This is a genomic window from Terriglobales bacterium, assembly GCA_035764005.1.
Classification (GTDB): domain Bacteria; phylum Acidobacteriota; class Terriglobia; order Terriglobales; family Acidobacteriaceae; genus Gp1-AA112.
In genome coordinates this window covers 37,465-59,239 of sequence record DASTZZ010000053.1, presented here as the reverse complement: position 1 = coordinate 59,239, position 21,775 = coordinate 37,465, and the positions used below count along the sequence as shown (strand labels likewise).

Annotated in this window: 14 protein-coding genes; 3 read left to right on the top strand and 11 right to left on the bottom strand. The window is 56.3% G+C overall.

Annotated elements, in window-relative coordinates; translation table 11 throughout:
• Nucleotides 1–942, top strand: a 942-nt coding sequence (locus VFU50_07995) for a glycoside hydrolase family 27 protein (GenBank protein ID HEU5232784.1), incomplete at its 5' end; no start/stop codon positions are given.
• A gap of 113 nt (nt 943–1,055) precedes the next feature.
• Nucleotides 1,056–3,362: a TIM-barrel domain-containing protein gene (locus tag VFU50_07990; protein HEU5232783.1), complete on the top strand. Its 2,307-nt coding sequence runs from the start codon at nt 1,056–1,058 to the stop codon at nt 3,360–3,362.
• A 745-nt stretch (nt 3,363–4,107) separates the two neighbouring features.
• On the opposite strand, the gene rbsK is transcribed toward VFU50_07990, so the two are convergent.
• Both rbsK and VFU50_07980 read right to left on the bottom strand, forming a co-directional pair.
• Nucleotides 4,108–5,034, bottom strand: coding sequence for a ribokinase (gene rbsK, locus VFU50_07985; GenBank protein ID HEU5232782.1), 927 nt, complete (start codon nt 5,032–5,034; stop codon nt 4,108–4,110).
• A gap of 20 nt (nt 5,035–5,054) precedes the next feature.
• The gene (locus VFU50_07980; protein HEU5232781.1) at nt 5,055–6,047 is read right to left on the bottom strand and encodes a GRP family sugar transporter; all 993 of its coding nucleotides are present in this window, start codon (nt 6,045–6,047) and stop codon (nt 5,055–5,057) included.
• Nucleotides 6,048–6,192: 145 nt separating this feature from the next.
• Here VFU50_07980 and VFU50_07975 point away from each other — a divergent pair, with 145 nt between their 5' ends.
• Nucleotides 6,193–7,239, top strand: coding sequence for a LacI family DNA-binding transcriptional regulator (locus VFU50_07975; GenBank protein HEU5232780.1), 1,047 nt, complete (start codon nt 6,193–6,195; stop codon nt 7,237–7,239).
• Nucleotides 7,240–7,243: 4 nt separating this feature from the next.
• Here VFU50_07975 and VFU50_07970 read toward each other — a convergent pair whose 3' ends face one another.
• The 9 genes from VFU50_07970 to VFU50_07930 all read right to left on the bottom strand — a co-directional run bounded on the left by VFU50_07970 (nt 7,244) and on the right by VFU50_07930 (nt 21,642).
• Nucleotides 7,244–9,433, bottom strand: a complete 2,190-nt coding sequence (locus VFU50_07970) for an SUMF1/EgtB/PvdO family nonheme iron enzyme (protein ID HEU5232779.1) — start codon at nt 9,431–9,433, stop codon at nt 7,244–7,246.
• Between the two features lie 15 nt (nt 9,434–9,448).
• Nucleotides 9,449–12,781 (bottom strand): TonB-dependent receptor, encoded by a 3,333-nt coding sequence (locus tag VFU50_07965; GenBank protein HEU5232778.1) that lies wholly within the window; start codon nt 12,779–12,781, stop codon nt 9,449–9,451.
• 115 nt (nt 12,782–12,896) lie between these two features.
• A complete protein-coding gene (locus VFU50_07960) occupies nt 12,897–13,985 on the bottom strand; it encodes a formylglycine-generating enzyme family protein (GenBank protein HEU5232777.1) in 1,089 nt (362 codons plus the stop codon).
• Between the two features lie 12 nt (nt 13,986–13,997).
• A complete protein-coding gene (locus VFU50_07955) occupies nt 13,998–16,451 on the bottom strand; it encodes an arylsulfatase (GenBank protein ID HEU5232776.1) in 2,454 nt (817 codons plus the stop codon).
• Between the two features lie 229 nt (nt 16,452–16,680).
• On the bottom strand, nt 16,681–17,199 hold the full coding sequence (locus VFU50_07950; protein HEU5232775.1) for a TlpA disulfide reductase family protein: 519 nt from the start codon (nt 17,197–17,199) through the stop codon (nt 16,681–16,683).
• Between the two features lie 5 nt (nt 17,200–17,204).
• A complete protein-coding gene (locus VFU50_07945) occupies nt 17,205–17,603 on the bottom strand; it encodes a heavy metal-associated domain-containing protein (protein HEU5232774.1) in 399 nt (132 codons plus the stop codon).
• 151 nt (nt 17,604–17,754) lie between these two features.
• Nucleotides 17,755–18,687, bottom strand: a complete 933-nt coding sequence (locus VFU50_07940; GenBank protein HEU5232773.1) for a hypothetical protein — start codon at nt 18,685–18,687, stop codon at nt 17,755–17,757.
• Nucleotides 18,688–19,473: 786 nt separating this feature from the next.
• The gene (locus VFU50_07935; GenBank protein ID HEU5232772.1) at nt 19,474–19,881 is read right to left on the bottom strand and encodes a hypothetical protein; all 408 of its coding nucleotides are present in this window, start codon (nt 19,879–19,881) and stop codon (nt 19,474–19,476) included.
• A gap of 156 nt (nt 19,882–20,037) precedes the next feature.
• Nucleotides 20,038–21,642 carry a VWA domain-containing protein gene (locus tag VFU50_07930; GenBank protein ID HEU5232771.1) on the bottom strand — a complete coding sequence of 535 codons (1,605 nt, stop codon included), beginning with the start codon at nt 21,640–21,642 and terminating at the stop codon, nt 20,038–20,040.
• Nucleotides 21,643–21,775: the final 133 nt, after the last annotated feature.

Below are 21,775 nucleotides of genomic sequence, written 5' to 3'. Positions count from 1 at the left end.
GAAAGTGTTGTGCGCAATGCGCCAATCGAGGGTTCCAATTTCAAGGCGCAAGATGCAGCGAACCAGAGTGATCCGTGTCCCTGGGATCCGACGAGCTGGGGAATCAAAGACAACGAGGCTGGTCAAGCCTGGTATGACTCGCTCCTGCGGCAGTATGCCGGATGGGGCGTCGACTTCCTGAAGGTTGATTGCATCGCCGACCACCCGTACAAGCCGGTAGAAATCCGGCAGATCGCGTTGGCGATCCAGCACACCGGCCGCGACATCGTTCTGAGTCTTTCGCCCGGACCAACGTCGGTTGAGCACCACGCCGAAGTGGCTGAACTGGCGCAGATGTGGCGCATTTCAAACGATATCTGGGACATTTGGGACAGCGGCACGCGGGAGTATCCAATCGGGATCAAGAACCAGTTTGAGAATGCGGCGCGCTGGGCTCAATATTCCCGTCCTGGGAATTGGCCCGATGCAGATATGTTGCCCGTGGGAGAGCTGAGCCCGTTTCCGGACGTAGGACCTCGACCGAGACACACTCGGCTCACACCTGCCGAGCAGCAGACGCAGTTAAGCCTGTGGGCAATTGCACGCAGTCCTCTGATCGTGGGCGCCAATCTAACTCTTCTCGATGAACAAACTTTGCACTTGTTGACTAATCGGGATGTATTGAGCATTGACCAGACCGCTACTGCGTCAAGGCAGGTCTTGCGCGATGGTGACCTTGTTGTCTGGACGGCAGATTTGCCCAGAAATCGTCATGCTCTCGCCGCGTTTAACCTTGGTCAAAAATCCATTTCCGTTAATCGCGAGCTGGCAAGCCTTAATCTGCGCGAAAGGCAGTACAACGCGAAAAACGTATGGACCGGAGAGCGCTTGCACCTCAGCTCACGCCTGACTGCCACGCTTGAACCACACTCCAGCACCGTTCTACTGCTCGATAAGAAGTAGAGAATACAAAAAGTCCGATGAATAGAAGACGCGTTTTCGCACACGCATCAAGTGTAGTTTTGATAGCCACGTTGCTAGTAGGCGAAGCAATCGGTCAACAAGGAAGCCCGCTAGTGCTGGAGCGGAACGGGCGAGTGATTTCGCTCGAGCCGTATGCGCCCAACATTCTGCGCGTGACGATGAGCGTTGATAGAGCATCGGCAACGAGCGCTCCCGGATATGGCATTGCCGGAACGCCATCATCAGAAGGATGGGTGCATGAACGCGACGCGGAGGGCCGCGACCTCTTCCGATCAGCCCGCATGATAGTTCGCGTCACTTCGGGAGATCTTCCGAAGGAGAAGTTGCCGCAGCCGCTGCCGTTGGATGCCCTCAACCGTGAGCTACGCGAACCTTACTTTGGCGGGAGCAATGGCCGCGGCCCTTACGAGGACTCGCTTCTGGTGACAACCCCGCAAGGCAAAATGCTTTTGCGCATGAATACCTGGAGGATGACTCCCGGAGAAGCTGAAGCCGGCGCAAAGACTTATCGAGTAGCAGCTACATTCGACTCGCCCTCGGACGAACACTACTACGGACTAGGACAGCAGCAGAAAGGCTGGATGGATCTTCGCGATCACCAGGTCCGCTGCTGGCATGACTACGGCGCAATTGGAGGCGAGGACGTTTGTGTACCGTTCATGGTATCGACTCGGGGCTATGGCCTGATATGGGACAACCCGTCGAAAACTACGGTGGACCTTGGATTCAACAATCGCAATGTCTGGTCGTCGGAGGTGGGAGACCGCGTCTCGTACTTCGTAATCGCAGGCAATGCCACCGACGAGATTTATCAAGGTTATAGGTCGCTGACGGGCGTTGCACATTTACTCCCGAAGGCCGCCTATGGATACATCCAGAGCAAAGCAATTTATCCGACGCAAGAACAGATTCTGGACGTAGCGAAGAATTATCGCGACAGGAAGTTGCCACTAGACGTGCTGGTGGTCGATTTCCTGAACATGACCAGGCAAGGCGAATTGGATCTCGACCCCAACCGTTGGCCCAATCCAGCCGCAATGAATCGCGAGCTGCATGCCATGGGCGTGAATACGCTGTTGAGCGTATGGCCACACTTTGCACAAGGCACACAGTTTTACGACATGCTGCTGAGCAAAGGATGGCTGGTGCATACGCGCGACGGAAAGCCCGATTTGGGGGCCTTCAAGGATGTTATCGGGCCGAATCTCGATACCACGAACCCTGAAGCAGCAAAGTGGTTCTGGGAACAGATTCGCGACCGCTACGTGAAACCGTACGGGTTTGATTACATATGGCTGGATGAAACGGAGCCGGACATCGACCCTGCGAAAGACGTGTTCTCTATCGGTTCCGGAACCCGCTTCTACAACATATATCCTTTATTTCACACTGCGTCAGTGTATGAGGGTTTTCGCCGGGACTTTGGTGACAGCCGCAGAGTCATGATCCTGGCTCGCGCGGCTTACCTCGGCGCTCAGCGGAACGGCACGGTGTTCTGGTCGAGCGACATTGTTTCAACCTGGGACATGCTGAAGCGCTCGATTCCCGCGGGGCTCAATTTTACGGCAAGTGGAATGCCATATTGGGACACGGACATCGCCGGGTTCTTCTCCCCACGCATTCCGGCCGACTACCACGCAGAGCACAAGCCTTTGATCGATGGGTCGGATGCGCGCGACACCATCGACAACTATGAAGACTATCCCGAGTTGTTTGTGCGCTGGTTCGAGTGGGGCGCATTTCATCCTGTCATGCGTGCGCATGGAGAGAGAAAACACAATGAAGTGTGGTCATATGGGAAGCAGGCTGAACCCGTTCTTGCGAAGTATCTGAAGCTCCGCTATCAGCTGCTGCCATACACGTACTCAATTGCTTATCGCAGCTACCAAACAGGCGCTCCGTACATGCGAGCGCTCTTCATGGATTTTCCCAATGATCCGAACGCCTTGAATATTCCCGATGAATACATGTATGGCCCAGCTTTTCTGGTCGCTCCTGTAACCGAGCAGGGCGCGACCCAGAGGAAGGTTTATCTACCCGCGGGCTGCGACTGGTACAACTACTGGACGAATGAACGCTTGCACGGTGGCCAGACGATCACGGCAGACGCTCCCATCGATGTTCTTCCGCTGTTTGTAAAAGCGGGCAGCATCGTTCCTCTTGGATCGGAAGTGCAGAGCACCCATCAGCAGCAGACGATCACTTCAGTGCGCGTGTACTCGGGGGCGGATGGGAGTTTCATCCTGTTTCAGGATGACGGGACAACATACACGTATGAGAAGAGTGGCGGCTTCATCACGAAACTGACTTGGGACAACGCTGCACATAACCTCAAACATGAAGGTGCTCCGGCGTGGACTGGATCGGATCGGTCTGCAGTAACTGTAATAGGCAAATAGAAGGCATACGTTTCCGCACCTTCGGCTTCGTTTCCTTCACCTCGTTCCTTGCCCCATTCAATTGGAGCTTCGGCACCAATTTTCAGCAAGGACAGGTTTGCACCAAGGTTTGCACCCAGTTGGCGATCTGTGGGCAGGCGCGGGGGGGACCCGCGCACGCCTTTGCACCTATGGCGATAGAGAACATGGCTAGACGTATTTGCAGGGCAGCTTTGCCTCCAACACTTTCTCCAGCCATAAAAAAGAGAATTCCTCGTTCCACAATGGAACAGTTCCCGGCGACCAAACCTGGAACCGTTCTTGGAACCGTTTGTCGCGGAATGCACTCCAACACAGGCATTTGGCTTCGACTAAGTCATTGAAAAACACGTGTACGCGTCCTGCCCCAAACCGGCTGTCAATCGGATGTACGCGTCGACAATTCATAGCGCGATCTTTTATTTCGCGAGGGTTCGTTAAGGGTTCGATAAGGCTTACTCGGAGCTCTATTTGTTCTTGCAATAGCCATCCGTGCCGTTTCGTTTCAATCAGTTACTTCTTCGCCAAATCCTGAAAAGGCTGGCGGCGGTTCGATTCCGTCCCTGGCCACCATTGCCCCAAGTTGCTGGCTTTGTAAGCTCAACCAAGAGTCTAGGAGCCACTCTTCGCTCTTGCATACACGCGATTCTCCCGATCTCACGCATTTATACTGCCTCACTTTATACACATGACCCCGATTCGTTCGAAGCAGAGCAGGCTGTCTTTCCTAGTTGTCGGAAACTGAAGCTTCAGAAACGCTCTCAAGGAGAGCCTCAACTTCGTCCTGCGTAGGTAACGATGGTTGAGCACCATGGCGGGTGACCGATATCGCTGCGGCTGCAGCCGCAAAACGCGCACACTCATGGATCGCATAATCCCTCATAAGCGCAACTGCAAACGCGCCGTTATACGCATCTCCCGCGGCAGTCGTGTCGCGGGTAGCAACCTTAAATGCTTCAGCCCTGCACCGCGTTCCATCGGCAGCTGCGATCATTGCGCCGTCTGCGCCTCGCTTGAGTACGACTTTTCGAACGCCATACGAAAAAAGTCGATTGAGAATCTCTTCGGGACTTCCGTCGCCGGCATAGAATTCGGCTTCCGTTTGATTTGGCGTGAACCACTGCACATTCTTCAGAATGGAAGAGTTCAATGTACGCGCCGGCGCCGGATCGAGCATCAGCGGAATCTTGTGTTCCGAGCAGAGAAGCGCGAGCGCTTGTACAGTTTCGATCGGGATTTCGAGTTGGGATAAGACGATCCCGGCTTCGCGAATCAGTTCCTTATTTCGCATGAGGTAGTCGGTAGTGACGTGCGCGTTCGCGCCTGGAGTGACTATGATGGAATTCTCTCCGGTTGCGCTCACAGCGATGCTGGCAGTACCGCTCGGGCCTGGAACACGAGTGACTCTTGCGGTGTCGACACCATAGCGACGCAGCGTTGCCAACAACTCCTGACCAAACAGATCTTCGCCAACAGCTCCCAGGAGCACACAAGGATGGCCGAGCCGCGCCACGGCGACCGCCTGGTTGGCGCCCTTGCCACCCGAGTGGGTTTGGAAGCCGCAACCCGTAAGCGTCTCACCCGGACGCGGTATTCGCTCTACCTGCGTGACAAGGTCCATGTTGATGCTGCCGACCACAACGATTGGTTTCATGCAAGAGGTCCCTGAATCCTTTAATAAAGAGGAGCGATGGCGATGGCGGCGAGCCCGGCAACGAAGCAGGCGAACATTGCAATCAGGAGATTGCGCACGCGCGTCGTCGGCGACGCAAACTCGCGCCAGACGAACACTCCCCAGCCGGCTGACACCATAGTGGCGCCTTGTCCTATGGAATAGGAGATGGCAGGGCCGACAAAGTTGACGCGAGAGGCTACGAAATTGAGCGTCGCTCCTGCAACCCAGACTATGCCGCCAAAAATTCCCGCCCAATGCCATGCCGCTGATGCCGAGGCGTAGCCACTCATGCTAACTGGCACACCACCATCGATTGGTTTGCGCATGAAGAGATAGTTCACGGGGATCGCGCAGAGTGCGCAGCCGATCACAAAAAATAAGCAGGTCGCATAAGGACCCGGCGCGTTGGGCACACTCATTGACTTGCTCACCAGCGGATAGAAGCTGCCCATCAGCACTCCCGATAAGAGGCTGATAACGACTCCGCGCACATTGCCGCCGCGACGTTGTCCGCTTTCGTGAGTGCGATACGCGAGCGCGTCGCACACAATTGCGATCACGACCAGGGCGATGCCTCCGAACAGCAGCAGTGGGTTTCCCTTAGGCGCAATGATGTAGCTGCTCAGCGCACCGACGATAAGTGCCAAACCGATGCCGATCGGAAACGCCACCGCCAGTCCGGCAATCTCGATCGCCGCAACAAGCAACAGGTTTGCCACGTTAAATACCGCTCCACCAATTGCTGCCATGATGATCGAATAAGTGGGGGCGCTGGCGATGTCATGCAGGAACACCGGGCCAACACTGCCCATCGATCCGAGGGTGAAGCCGAAGGCGATGATGCCGAGGATCAGCCCGATAATGTAGTCCCAGTAAAAGAGCTGAAATCGGTATCCCGGGCAGAGCTTCATGGTATTGGCCCATGAACCCCAGCACAGCATGCTGCCAATCATGAACAGCAGCGCGGCTAGATAAGTCGGCGGCAGATACATGGAACCTTTCGTGACGGCGGTGGAGATAAAATGCGAATGAAACGTTTCATTCGCGGCACCTACGGTACCTTTACTGCCGCCATAGTGTCAACAGTGTTTCTTCGCAACGCGCTAAGCAACCGTTTACACTGCGTCTCGGGAATCAATGGCCACGATTAAGGAAATTGCGAAAGCCGCAGGTGTCTCGATCGGTACTGCGTCGAACGTGATTAATGGACTTTCCACGGTTCGCGCAGCCTCACGCAAACGCGTGCTGGACGCGATCGACACCCTCGGCTATCAGCCCTCGATGTTGGGCCGAGCGCTGCGTAAAGAGAAGACGAACATGATCGTGATGATCGTCCCCGACATTACGAACCCATTCTTTCCTGCGGCGGTGCGCGGCGCTGAGGATATCGCTTTTCAGAACGGTTACCGGCTCGTCCTTTGCAATTCCGACAATGATTCCTCAAAGGAAGCTAGCTACATACGCGAGATGCAGACTTACCGCCCGTCGGGTCTGATCATCGTGCCCGCCGAGCAAAGTCGTAGCCTCGAAGGCGCGAAAGCATATGTGAAGGCCGGATCGGGCGTCGTGTACCTCGATCGTATTCCCCCAAAGTGGCACGGTGACTGTGTCACTAGCGCGCACGAAGAGGGAGCCTACGCGGCAACCCGCCATCTCATCGAGATTGGCCACTACCGCATCGCCACCATCACTGGGCCCCTAACCGCCACCAGCGCAATCGCGAGACTAAATGGCTATCGACGAGCCATGAAAGCCGCGCGGTTGAGTGTGCCCGCGAACTACATTCAAGAAGCCGAATTCAACATGCCATCAGGACATGCAAAAGCGACTCTACTTTTGCAGACGGTGCCCAGACCTACGGCGATCTTCGCCGGCAACGATCTGATAGCTCTTGGAGTGTTGACGGCGATTCGCGAGGCTAAGCTCGAATGTCCCCGCGAAGTTTCGGTTGTCGGATTTGATAACCTCGCCGAGAGCGATGTCACATTACCCACGCTCACCACAGTCGATCAGTCTGCATATCAGCTCGGAGCCCAGGCTGCGCAGGCTGTGATTGAGCGTGCAGGACGGAAGAGTGGCCCAGCTCGCCACATCGTGCTAGCACCCCAGCTGCGTGTAAAAGGCTCGACTGCTCCCCCACCCGGAAACAATATGAAGAGCCGTTCCGCGCGAAGTCGGCATTAAATTGCTACTTTGCTGGTGCCGCATCTACAACGCAGCGAAAGCCAATGGTTGCCGCGCGATCGCGACCCGGCGCCATCATCAAATATTTGCCGTGCTGGTGCAGCTCATAAGCTTGTGGGAAATACCACACCGATCCCGTCGGGCGGTAGTAGCTGCCGCCGCGCAATACAGCCGCGCGTGTGTGCTCGTCAGAATACTCATCGGTCCACTGCCACACATCACCGACTAGATCCTCCACACCAAACGGGCTGGCAGCTTGCGGATGCGCGGTTACATCAGCAGGACCGCTGGCTTCACGCGAGCGGTTGACCGGCGGAACCATTTTCGCGTCCCACTGGTTGCCCCAAGGATAGGTGCGCCCATCGGTGCCTTGCGCTGCAAGCTGCCACTCCCACTCGTGCGGCAGGCGCTTGCCGGCCCAGGCAGCATAGGCACGCGCGTCTTCCAGCGATACCCACGTGACTGGCCGATTAGTCCAACCCTCCGGATAGCTCCCATTCGTCCAGTCCTTTAAGAAATTGTGATCGTCCTTCGGGTGGTAGTGAGTAGCATCAATGAATTTCTTAAACTGGTCGTTGGTGACCGGGTACTTGTCAATAAAGAAGCTTGCCACCTGCATGATGTGGTGGTGATGCCGGCGCGCCTCATTCTCCCACGGATATTGAAAGTCGACGCCGGCGAGATTGCCTCCTTCGATCTCAACGCCGTCAACGTCAAATTGGTATTCCGTTGCGGGAATTTTGACCATGCCTTCGGGGGCGGACGAGGCCGGTTTCGTCGACTGGATCGCGGTCATTGTCTGCGGCAACACCGTCCACTGCTTCGAGAAGCTGTCGAGGCGGACGGAGTTAAGCTGCTTCATCTCGCGCAAGAATGCATCGAGGGCCGCATCCGAGCTTGTCGTCGCCAGCAGCGCGCCGAATCCTTTCGCTTCTATCGGGAAGCTCAGCGTGATGTGGTCGCCGTGCACCTCGGGCTTCAACTCAACTCCGTGCCAGACGTCAAAGTAACGTAGCCCGGTTGTGTTTGGCAGTGATATCTGTTCGCGGTCGACGTCGTATTCGTTGCGGTTGATGATCGTCCATAGCGTGCGCTCTTGCGCAGGCCACTTGCTTGCATAGACCTCGAAGCGAAGCATCGGCGCGTGCGGCTCCCAGCCTTCGCTCACGAGCAGTGGCGCGAAGTAGCGCTCGATCTTTGCGATCCGTCGGATCGTTTCAGCATCTCGCGATGTGAGCCCGTTCCAGATCCCCCAGATGTTCTCCCATGTCTCCATCCCGATGCCGTTGAAGAACGCGTATTGCAGATCAACGTTCTTGTCGCGCTGCCAACGATCGGAGATGTTTGTCATGTGGCGATGCTCGAGCCACTTGTATTTGTCGACATATTCTGGTCCGGCAACGCCGAGATATTGCCGCATCGGACCGGACTGCTGAATGGGATTCGCGGGCACCGCTTGCGCCCAGTCCATGTTGTTGTAGGCGAGCGCTTCGTCTTGCGTGAGGTGTTCGGGTTCGAATGCGAGAGGATGTCCAGTCTTGTCCGACGCGATACGGAACAAGCGCGGAACAGCGTTCATGGTGTCACCGTTCACTCCATCGGCGCCGACAGCCGCCAATTCTTCCGCAAGCCCTTCAGCTTCCGGCTTGCCGACATCGCGCGTTCCCTGATCCCAGAGCATGATTGGAAACAGCACCCGCACTTTACGGGCGTGGAAATCCGCAACCATCTGGCGGATGCCGGCGATCCCGCCCGGCATGTCACGAAACATGTCAAATTGATTGCGGCTATCAATGCCGATGTTCGGATAAGTCGGCCAGATGAGCACGGCGTCGATGCCGCCGTAGCGTTTCTCCAGATCGTCGAGGTAGCGGTTGACGGTGTACTTGCCTGCGACCGGATCGTAGAAGTATCGGTCCTCGATCATCATCTGCGGCTGCATGAAGCTGCTCTGCGTCCACTTCAGCTCCGGACGGTCATATTCAGATCCGTCGTAGCCGATGCGAACCAGCTGTTCGTGCCGCCAGCGGTGCATGTCGGCGATCCAGCGCGGGAACTCTTCTGGTTTCGAGGGACCTTCAATCAGCGACGCGCCGACCACGTGCACGTTCGGGTCCTGCCCATGCGCCGGTAACGTTATGCCAATAATCGACAAGTACAACCCGAAGCCAACAGCAACGCGGCAGTTCACCATCCGCCTCCATGGAACCTAGTAGCTCAAACGCAATCCGAACTGCATGATTCGTGGCGCACTGGCGCCGCCGATCGTGCCGAATTTCGGGCTGCTCATCACACCGTTCGGATTATCCAGATTCACGTTATTAAACAAGTTGAATACCTCCGCCCGGAACTGTAATGCGGTTCTCTCGCCGTAGAGTTTGAACGTCTTAAATGCGGAGAGATCGGTATTCACATAATCCGGACCGATCAGGGCGTTGTACTGCGTATTGCCGAAGGGAACACCTGCCGGCACCTTCGCGAATGCCGCGGTATTGAAGTAGTGCGCGATCTTGGCCGCGCGGCTTCCATTATCTATGGCGTAAGGATCTCCGATGGTATCCGGGCGGTCGTTGGTATTGCCATCGAGACTCGAGTCCACACCGGAAGTAATGTTGAAAGGCGATCCGGTGTGAAGAGTGGTCACACCGTTGAGCTGCCATCCGCTCAGCACCTGAGTTCCGAAATCACCGAGCGCGTGAAGGTCGGGCAGGGCATAAATATACGAAACCACAAAGTTGTGTCGAATATCGAGCGCCGAGAGTCCGCGACTGCTGGCCAGGTCATAGTCGTTGACCACCGGACCTTGCGCAATTGCCTTCGACCAGACGTAGCTTGCGAGCATTGAGAAGCGATTGCTGAAAGTGTGCTTCAGCGTCATCTGCATGGAGTTGTAATTGAAATTGGAACCGAATACGACCTGCGAGATTTGGCCGAAGGTGTACTTGGTCGGTGTTGGCTCATACGGACGACGCGCGTTCAAGCCGGCCGTAGTGGTGGAAGCGCCCGGCGCATAAATCGCAGCGTTCGCGTCGTGAGTGATGTTGAAATGCCGTCCTCCGTTTCCCACATACGACAGTTCAGCACTCCAGCTCGAACCCAACTGCTGTTGCAATCCCAATGAATACTCCTGCACATAAGGAATGTTGTCTGCACCGGGTTCAAGACCAAAGATCGTTGCGCCCGAAGTGAACTTTGCATTCGAAGGATCGGGATTGTAAGGGAAGGGGCTGACGCCCGGAGCATACGGATTCACAAGGTTCGGCGTCTTCGAGACGTTTATGGTGAGCGAATATGGTTGCTGCACAAGATTGTTTGAAACTGCGACCTGATCAATCGCCGCGTCGAAGATGCCGTACGAGCCACGCAACGACGTCTTGCCATTGCCGAACACGTCATAGGCGAACCCGAATCGAGGAGCGAACGTGTTAAACGGCGTCTTGAAAATTCCATCGGGAATACCAGGATCGCCCGAGAACACGAGTCCTAAAGGAGCTGTGGGGAAGCGCGTTGACTGCATGTTTGGTACGAACGTCGCCGTATCGTTCTGGCCGGTATACATCGGGAAACATTCCCAGCGCAGGCCGAAGTTCAGCGCCAAGCGGCGCGCCACGCGCCAGTTGTCTTGGACAAACAGCGATGGATCCTGAGAGTGGCTGCGGAAGAAGACGCCATTGTTCTGGCGCAGAGAGGACGCTTTACCGAGCAGGAAATCACCGAGCGCGTTCCCGGTCGTCGTGCCGGCGAAGGTAAAAAGTCCGTTCGACGCTGCGCCACCAGTGCTCGCGAACTTGTCCCAAATGTAAGATCCGCCGAACTTCAGCTCATGTCGTCCCAGTGACCAGTTAAACGTGTCGGCCGCTCCGAGCGATGACGACGGCAGATTGTTCGGGCCGCCATTGTTCGTGCCCATCGCCCAGTAGCCGGTAATAGTGAAAAACGGAACGGCGTTGTAGTTGCCGCCCATCGGAGCCTGGCTGCCGAGGTCCGGAAGAAAATGTTGGTTTCCGTAGATGTTCGAAATGATGTAGTGGTTCAGAGAATAGAACAGCCTTAGATCATTCACCTTCGTCGAAGATACGAGCCAGGTGTCGTTGACTACAGCGTTGTATTGGCCTTCGTAGTTTTGCATGCCGGCGTAGCTAAGGATCTGATTGCCAGTCGCCGTGGGATTTAGCGACGTGCCCCGCGATTCGAAGTACGTCCCCGACAGCTTGTGAGACGGAGTGAGCTGCCAATCAATTCGGGCCATACCCTGGTCCGAGTTTAGGTTTGCATTCGAAGACTGCTCCGGCGGACGACCTGTGGTCGGGTCCGCCAGTGGAACGAACTTAAGCAGATTCTGCGCGACGGGATCGAGCAGGTTCTGGCAGATCACGCCTTGCACGCCATTGCACGAATAAAACGTGCCATTCGGCTGCTTCGGCCAGAACTTGCTGGGCATCGCCGAGAAATCGCCTTGCGCTTCCGCCGGCGTCGGAGTGACCAGGCTGCTCGAGCCAATGATCACCGGCGTGTGCACGCGAAGGCCCTGATACGACAAAAAGAAGAATGCCTTGTCACGACGGATCGGGCCGCCAAAGGTCGCGCCGAACTGGTTCTGCCGAAGCGGCGTTACGCTTGTGTCGAAGTAGTTCTTCGCGTTCAGAACATCGTTGCGCAGGTAGTCATACGCGACGCCATGGAATGAATTCGTACCAGAACGCGTGATCACGTTCACCACGCCGCCAGGCGAGCGGCCGAACTCGGCGTCGAAGTTGCTGGTGAGAATGCGAAATTCCTGGAGCGCGTCGGGATTCGGCAACAGGTTGCCGCCGAATCGCCAGAGATTGGCGTCATACGAACCGTCAAGATAGAACCCAGTGTTGTTGGTTGGAATCGCGTTCACACTCAACTGCGCGCCTTGACGCGAGCCAGTTGCAACGTCTGGTTGATAGTTAGTCACGCCGGGTACAATCTGGACCAAGTCATACGCGTTTCGCCCATTCAACGGCAGATCCTGGATGCGCTTCTCGTCGACGGTCGTGCCTATCTGCGACTCACGCGTATCGACCAAAGTTGTGCCGGCCTCAACCGTCACCTGCTGCTCCGCCGATCCAAGCTGCAATGCAAAGTTCACGTGCACACTCTGATTTGCATCCAGCCTGACGCCGCGCTGCGTTTGCGACTTGAACCCCGTCATCGTGATCGACACCTCGTAGTCTCCGGGATCGAGCACGGTGAAGGTGTAGTCTCCCGAGTCGGTTGATTCGACCGTCTTGATTACGCCGGTTTGCAGGTTGCGTGCAGACACGGTGGCGTGCGCGAGAACAGCGCCGGATGGATCAGTCACAGTGCCATAGATGGATCCGGTCGTGGCCTGGCCAATTGCAAAGCTGGAGAGAAGAATGAAAGTGACGCTCAGCAGAAGGCAAGAAACAGCAGCGCGACGGAGAACGTTGCCAGGGTTCAAGAAGACCTCCATGGCGGACGCGTGCATCGCGACGTTGGTCCACCGTTGAAATTGATCGCATGCCACCTGCAAGACCACTTGTTGATGATCCATCGGAGCGGGTGGAACGATTCAAATGAATCGTTTCATTTTCATGCGCGAGAAAGCTTATAACTCGTCATTGAGCACTGTCAACCAGGAAAAAATGAGTGCGCGGCAAGAACGCCGCTCAGCGCGAAGCATGCATCGCGGCACTCTGAACGCGCGATACGCTCACCGACTTCACGCAGCGGAAACCGATGTGGTTGCTTGCGCTCGAAGGTTCGCCCTTGCCGCGCGAGCCGACAAGGTACCGCGTGCAGTACTGCTCAGTGCAGAGGAACGAGCCGCCGCGCTGGACGCGTTTCTGTACGCCGCGCTCTGAGGGATCGAACGATGATGACGGGCCTCGTGGGTTTCGCGCTACTGTTCCGGCGATTCGCGCGTAATAGTCGGGACGGTACCAGTCCGAAATCCACTGCCACACGTTGCCTGACATGTCGTACAAGCCATATGCATTCGCGGGAAAACTTCCGACTGGTGCGATCCCGCTGAATCCATCTTCGGCGCTATCGTGGCTGGGAAACTCACCTTGATGAGTGTTGGCCATCCACCGCCCCGCTGGCATTAAACTGTCGCCCCACGCATAGTGCTTGCCCGCGAGTCCGCCTCGCGCCGCAAACTCCCACTCTGCTTCGGTAGGCAGGCGCTTCCCTGCCCACTTTGCGTATGCGACTGCATCCTCATACGCGATCTGCACGACCGGATAGTTCGCCCTTCCCTTAATACTGCTGCCCGGACCGACAGGATGGCGCCAGTTCGCGCCCGGAACGTAGCTCCACCATTGATAGGGATCATCGAGTGATGTGACCTTCGCGGGCGGACGAAAGACGATCGCGCCAGGCACAAGTTTTTCGCGAGGTGCGTCGGGGAACTCGGCTGCAGTGGGTTTGCGCTCGGCAACTGTCACATAATGTGTCACGGCGACAAAGCGGGCGAACTCGGCGTTGGTGACATCGGTCTTGTCCATCCAAAACCCATCGACATAGACGCGATGTATGGGACGCGCATCGTCCATCGCCTCGCGCCCGCCATGCGGCAATGCGCGCGGATCGTCGAGTCCCATCGAAAATTCTCCGCCTGGCACCCACACCATTCCCTGCGGCGCGGGCCCGGGCGGCTTCCTCATGTTCGCTTTCGTCGGAAGAAATAGGCTGCGCTGAGCGGCGACGAGAGTCGCCGTCATCAGCAGGCAAGCAAATGCAAACCGCAACTTCATCTCAGATCCAAACTAGGAATGTTCGTCGTTATGCGCGCGGCTGTTGTTCTGAGCCGGTCGATGCACTTCGATGGTGATGGTGCCGATAGTCCCGGTGAAGTCATACGGCACTTTGTAGTGTTCGCTCACTGCGGAGCCGAGGTCGCGGCCGACATCGAGCGACTCCGATGCTGACCAATATCCACCATTTGCCGGGATATTCACGAAGTTTGTCGACGCCTCCTGTTTGCCGTTCAGGCTCAGCGTTCCGCTGCCGGGGAACGGCGACGCGCCGGACGCAGGAGTCGTGTCCTGATGCTGTGCTGCAGCCGGAGTTACTTCAACAACGATGGTCGAGTGTCCGCGCGGAAGCGCGCTCGACGAAACCAACTCGCCCGAGGGATTGCCCCAGGAGTTAATTTCAAAATGCACGCGCCCGTTCTGCACGTATAACGTAAAACCGCCGTAACGTCCACCGTCAGCGAGCAGCACTCCTTCGGCATCGCCACTTGGATTTTCGATTTCCGCAGTGATCGTGTATCCCGTCCCGGCTCCAGTGCGAACGTTCATCGTGCCGCCAAGCCGATCAACACCACTGCGAAATACAAATTTCGTGCGCGTATCTTCCGGACGATCGATCAGGTGCCGCAGCGGCAGGATTGGATAAACGTGAGTGCGCCTCGCCTCCTCGTCGAAGAGTGACTTCATCTCGGCGAGCTTCTGCGGATCTTGGTTGGCGACATTATCGGCCTGACTGAAGTCGTTGTTGAGGTTGTACAACTCCCATGGATGCGTGGTCGCGGCGAGGAGCTTGTCTGCCTCGTAACCCGGGCTGCCGATGCGGTCCCAGGAATTGCGCAGCAGATCGCCGGCCCACCATCCATTCTTATAGATCGCTCTGTTCCCATTAGTCTCGAAGATCTGCACATGATGACGACTCTTCGCATCGGGCTGGTCCCAGGTGTAGTCGAGGGCCACACCTTCCAGTGCCGTTTGTTTCACACCGTCGATTGCAGCCGGCGGCCTGATTCCAGCAGCCTCGTAGATCGTCGGCGCGATGTCAGTGAGATGTCCAAACTGGCTGCGTATCCCGCCAACACGCTTGATGCGCGCGGGCCACGAGATCACCATCGGATCGCGAGTGCCGCCGAGGTGTGAGGCGTCCGTCTTCGTTCCGCGAAATGGAGCAGTCAAAGCCCATGCCCATGGCGCCGCCGAAGCATTCATGAACATCTCGCTGCCCAGTTCATCTTCGATCTGCACGCGCTGCGGAATGCTCTTTAACTTTCCGCTAATCTGCCGCGCATCGTAACCAGTCGGCCCATCCTCAGCGCTCCCGCCGTTATCGCCAAAGATCTCGATGACCAGCGTGTTGTCGCTCTTCCCTTCTTCGTCGACCGCATTGAGTAAACGCCCGATCGCGGCATCTGTTTGAGCGGTGAATCCCGCGTACACTTCAGCTTGACGTGCGAGCAGTTGCTTTTCATCCGAAGTGAGCGAATCCCAGGCTGCGAGCCCTTGCGGACGTGGATTGTCCTTCGCATCTGCTGGGATGATTCCCATCTTCTTCTCGCGCTCGAAGTTTTCCGCGCGCAGTTTGTCCCAGCCTTCATCGAACTTACCCTTGAACATATCCACCCACTTTTTTGGCACGTGGTGCGGAGTGTGGGTTCCAGGCGTCGCAAAGTAGATGAAGAACGGCTTGTCAGGAAAGACGGCATTCTGCCGATGCAGCCAGCGAATGGCGTCGTCGGTCATGGCTTCTGTGAGATCGTAGCCTTCAGGTCCGGGCTCGATGGATGTGGTGTTGCGCATCAGCAGCGGCGTGTACTGGCTGGCAAAGGCTCCGAGAAATCCATAGAAATACTCAAAGCCCAGTCCTGTCGGCCAATGATCAAACGGGCCGGCGGGATTTATCTCCCACACCGGCGTCAGATGCCACTTTCCCCAAGCTCCCGTACTGTACCCGTTCTCCGTGAGAACTTTCGCGATCGATGCGGAATTTGCCGGCCACCAAGTGTTGTATCCGGGATAACCCTGCCCATGCTCCGCGATGGTTCCAAAACCGATTTGATGATCATTACGTCCTGACAGCAGTGCCGCACGGCTCGCCGAACATATCGAGTTCACATGGAAAGTGTTGTAACGCAAACCGCGTGCAGCGAGCTTATCGAAGCTTGGTGTTGGAACGGGACCGCCAAAAGTCGATGTGGTGCTAAAGCCGACATCATCGACCAGAATCAGAACGACGTTGGGAGCCCCCTTTGGCGGATGGACCACCTCGGGCCATGACGGAGTAGATTTCCGTTCGTCGCGATTGATTTTGCCCGCGAAGCCGGGAACCTGTAATGACGGCTGCGCGAAAGATTGGGCCGGCTGCTGTTGTGCGCTCGCGGGAGCGCCGAGCGCAAGCACTACGGAGAAAGAGAGCCAAAACCGAACCTCACGCCAGAGAGGTACCGAAGCCCGCACGACCAAAGAGCTCATGGGGCGGCATTGTACGCGAAAATATGAATCGTTTCATTATTCTTCTTAAGCTCGATATTTTCTTCTGAATCCGTGTCCTCGAGGGACCGCGGGTTTCGAGTCCTAACATCAACAGAATCGCCTGTGAAATACTGATGCACTCTTAACGAGAGGGCCGTGGCTCCCCAGCGTGAGCACTGCGGTTTCGATGCCGAGAGCCTCCGCCAAACCGGGAGTTCTCGTTTGTGACTCAAAGCAACGCCTTCAGCTCCGATTCGAAGACGTTGGTGTATTCGAAGCCGATAACCTTTTTGCGAAGAATCCCACTACGATCGTAGAGAAAAGTTGTAGGTAAACCTTCGAGGCCGCCAAATTTGTTAAGGAGATCATCGGTCGCTATCACTAATGGATAATGAACTCCGATCTTCTTCGCGAACTTCAATGGATCCTCGGTGTCGGCCATCATGTTGGCTTTGAATCCAACCACCGCAAAGCCCCTGGGACCATACTCCTCTGCGAGCTTTTCATAGCCCGGCATCTCTTTTTTGCAAGGCCCGCACCAGGTCGCCCAGATGTCGATCAGCACAACCTTGCCTCGAAGATCGGCAGTCGAGATTTCTTGACCTTGAAGATCGGTTGCGGAAAAATCCGGCAGACGAGAGCCAACCTCGCCTGCCTTGATCTTAGTTTCTTTCGGCTTCATCGAACTCGCCGAATGATTGCATCCCACGAATGCGGCCAGGCAGACAATCAGTATCCAGAATTTCAATTTCTCTATTCCTTTTTCTGCACTTCGAGAAGCAGCAGCTTCAACTCTTTTGGAAGCTCCGGCTTCTTTTTGCCTGCAGGTTTCTTGTACAACTGTCCGCGAACCGTGACCTCGGTCGCGGTGCCCACGAGCGGTTCCAATTGTTTCGCCAACTCATTCGGCTCCAGCGTGAACGACTGATTCGGCTCCACCTGCAATGCCAGTTTTCCTAATGAGTCCTTCACGATCTTCCCGCGTGCTATCAGATCCAGCTCGGCGGTGCTAACGCCGCTGTCGTAGGTTGCTTTCAGGAGCTGAATGGGATCGATATGTCCATCTTCCTTGGGAGTGACATCGACTTTGCCATCCAACAAGTTCACATCCACTTTTTGAACGCCAGACTGGCGCCCGAGGTGCTGCTTCACCCCATATGCTCAAAAGTTTCACGTCATGCCTTCAACGCGCATTTCGATGTGCTTCACCTGCGCTTTCGCCACAGGCACCACAACCATCGCGCCAAGCAAAACCACAGCGAGCGCGATTCGATGCATACTCATGTTCACCTTTTCCTTTCTGCTAGCGATGTACTCGAAATTGCTGCGTAATTCCGAAACTGATGTGATGGCTCACAGGCATGAATGCCGGGCCCGTCGAGCGAGCCAAGTCCCAATCGACGCCAACCCACAGATGCATTCCCGGATGCACGCCGAAATAAGTGGTGATTCCGCTCAGCAGGACATCGCCACCGCTGCCTGCCTGCCTGACTCCGGCGATCCGGTCATCCTGGAAGTGTTGCCAGGTGAGCACCGGTCCGATGAACCACTCGCGCGACCCGTCTTTGGCTTCGTACGGCCGATATGAAAGCCAAAAACGCGATTCGACCCCGCTGCCCAGACGCGTCGTCTGTGTTCCTTCCGAACGAACGAGTGAATGGAAATCTTCGTCAGCCACGAGCCGTCGAAGATTGAACAAGCCGGTGTACGTCCAGTCTGCCGCGACGAAGAGATCGGTCGATCCGGAACCTGCCTGCAGACCGGCAGGCAAACGCGTTCCGGTTGCCGCGCTGAAATCCGTTCTACCGGTCGGCAGTTTTGGCCCAACTGTGAACGACGCCTGTGTAGTTCCCCGCGGCGAGTCCCGGCGATAGAAGCGGTATTTCACCAGCAGCATCGCATCGCCGAGTCCCGTTTCGGTACCAGCCGATGCGCCTCCGTTCTTGAATCTGTGCGTCACGATCGGAACGAGGACTGTCACATCGAAGTCAGGATGGAAGCCCCAGGTGAAATTGAATGTGGCTTCGTGCGATAGCGTCGGACGAGCAGTGGCGGGAATGCTGCCCGAAGTCCCTGTCGCCCTCCGCATAAGAAACACCGAGCTGTAGGATATGAGCCCGCCGCCGGGAAACAGCGTAGGCGCAGTCTCCGGCGCAGCTCCCTGTGCGACCGCTGTCGAGGCACACAGCAAGGTAAGCAGGCCAAGAGCGATTCGAATAGGAAAAGCATTTCGCATCAAATCCGTCCTTATGATGAAAAGGCGCGTGATGAAGAGACAGGTGATGGAACACGAGTACGCGAACGCGCAGGAGCGCGCCAGGACGGAGTAATCAGATTCTCAGAACGGGACTAGGCTGTTCACGGCATGGCGGCGGAGAAGGATCGAGGAGCCATTCAGCAGCAACCTTATTCTCGGCGTGCCAATTAACCAGGATGGGACTTGGAATTGCGATTGGAAAAATTGCGGTTGCCGTGGTCTCTGCAGAGGCCAACGCCGGCTGTGCTGTCTGCGTCGTTTTCTTGCAGCAGGGATGATCGAACGCGGTGGACTCGCTGCATTGCCCAGCCATAGCTTTGCAGCAGGCCTGTTCCTTCGGGCTGAGGACTTCACCCGGGAGCAGACACCGCAGAGCAGGCGCAGTCATCCACATAAAAAGAATAACGACAACGAACCCAGATCGCGCCTTGCCCATCGAGTTCATCGTAACAAAAAACGAAATGGATCTGTGTAGGGCCTCCGCACCACACGAAGATGGCCCAGAGTGGGTATCAAGCTCTCATCACGACAGCACAGAAGTTTCCGCTCCCTGAAAAGCCTTCTTCGAAGATAGCTGGCATTCATGAGCATAAAAATTGGGCAGCTCACGTCGTGCGTTTGAATGCATCGTTCCATCGACGTGCTCCTCGCGCCTGAAGAAGACCCGCTCAATTTGGCCTGGCAGGACTGCACGAAGCTGCCCTTCACTATCGGAGTGCACTCACGCTCGTTGAGCTAAGATGGCGGTCTATCCGCGAAGTTGCCTCAAACGAATGGCCGTTCTTTCACCGACGCTTGCAGATCGCACGATTTCTCGTAAGTTGAGCGCAGCAGGGCTTCGTCTTCAGGCGAGAGCTTTAGATTTTTCGTCAGCAGCAACTGCAGATTGGTGTGCAGTACCACCGCCTGTGATTCATAGGTGTGATAGAAATGCCGAATCTGCTCCACCAGAGAGCGGAGCTGGCGCTCACGCCGATTATTGCGCCAAAGCAGCCAGCCAATGAAGAACCCGAGTAGAACGAACAAAAGGCGGTAGATCATCATCACCGGATGGCCGCCGACTTCGCCCGTGATCGATTGTCCCTCGCCGCGAGCGTCGAGAGCTGTGTCCAGAACCGCCGCCGCAATACCGAACACAACGCCGTAGATGATTTCCTTGTAGTCGCTAGGCATCGAGTGTGGCGAAGACGTTCAACTTACCGCATCGCCATCAACCCTGTCCAACCTTGTGGCCTACATTCTGACGAACCGTAGTTCCTGCGGCAGTCACTGTGGCATAAGGGGGAGTGACACGAACCAGCGCTCGTCGGTGGATCCGCTCAGTTCACTTCACTTCGGCTTCTCTATATCCAGTGGAAGCTGGAGGGTGCCAACCCGGCCGTTGATGATGTCCCACAGTGCGATGTAGAGGTAGTCCTCCCCTTTTGGCAAATTGATCTGCTGGTCGAAGCTAAACTTTGCCGTGGGACTCGCTTTTGCATTCTCCTCGTTTAGGGAGAAGGTGAGTTTCTCGGCAACGCTTGCTGTCAAACCTCCGAAGTGGTTAAACGCGAGAACGGCGGCCCCGATGCTGATCTGAGTCTGCCCGTTCACCACCTCCCGCGTAACCGCGTCGAATGGAACCGTGTAACGCACGGCATACGGTGTCTCATTTCGTTTTGGCGGGCGAGCAACCTCTGTGGATTGCACTGGAACTTGAGGCTGGATCGCCGTAGACGGCTGCATCGTGGTCGATGGCTGCACGCGCGCTTCAAAGATGATCGGTTCCGTGTGTCTGTCAGGACCCTCTACCGTTTCACCGTGAGCGCGCAAAACTATTCTTGTCTTACGCGGAGGACGGGATGTGCCGGTACCGTCGTCGAAATAGCCGCGTCGATAACTGAGGTGATACGAACCTCCATCCACTGCAATCTTCACCTTGTGCCATTTGTCGTTCGCCTTCAAATTATCTGGGCGATACGTGAGCGTGTAGAAATGGGAGTCGGTGCCCAGGGTGTGCGATGCTATCTGGGCCAGGCCATTGTTGTTGTACCAGGCCTGCCCGCCGGTGGCTTCTGCCATGTCAGCCATCAGCATGTGCTGCTGGGCTTCGATCATGCCGGTCCTCAGCATGGGCTGTCGTGCGCTCGCAGGGAAGATTTCTACGGTAAGCCCGCGCGCATCGATCGGATACAGCGCGATCCGCTCGGTCTCGAGCTCGTCGTAGATTTCGCGTAGAGATTGGTACGACGGCATCCTGCTTGGATCGGGATTCAAAAAAAGATTTGAGCCTCCAGTGAACCAGAGCACGTTCTTGCGGCCGGGCATCTGGCTCAAGAACGCCGCCATCTGCAGCAGAGTCCCGCGGTCGCTCGCCCGCCAGGAGCCAGGTTGACGCAGGTGCGGTATCGCTCGATGAATCGCGGTTAACAGCAGATTGTGGTCAGAAGTGAAGTTCTGCAGAAGGATCGTTCCGTCGACTGCGCGCTGGTAAATCGCAACCGACTGATTCGTGGGCAGCGCGTTCACAAACCTCGTCATTTCCTGATTCAGGACCATCTGATCGACAATATCGATCGTCGTGGTATCGATCAGAATTGCATTGATCGATGGAGGCAGATGCCGCAAATACGCATTGCTGAACAGATCCGGCGCGGTGCTGCTTGCATCAATTGACGCCGGAGCGCCGGCGTGCGCTTCAAATGACTCGAGTTGTTGCTGGTGTCCGTTGTCGAAGATGTGAAACGCTGAGCGGCTGAGCCCGTCGATGGGATTGCCGTGTTTATCCGTGACGGTCACATCGGTGAGCACTTCGCGCGTATTGGAGTGGAAGACGTACCCGCCCTGGTTCGACGGTGTTTGCGTATTCGCCGCCTGGGACCAAAATGGAACAGATAAGAGTCCCAGCAGCAGCCCCGGAACAATGCGGCGGCGACATCCTGAGTCTCGAAACATGGCAGAGGAGATTGTAAGACGAAACAGGAAGGTTGCCGTCGTAAACAAAGTTTCCTGTTCCGCTCAACCGGGCTTGATGACGATCTTGCCGAGTCATCGGCTATTCGGAGGAAATTACAACGGCGATATTCCG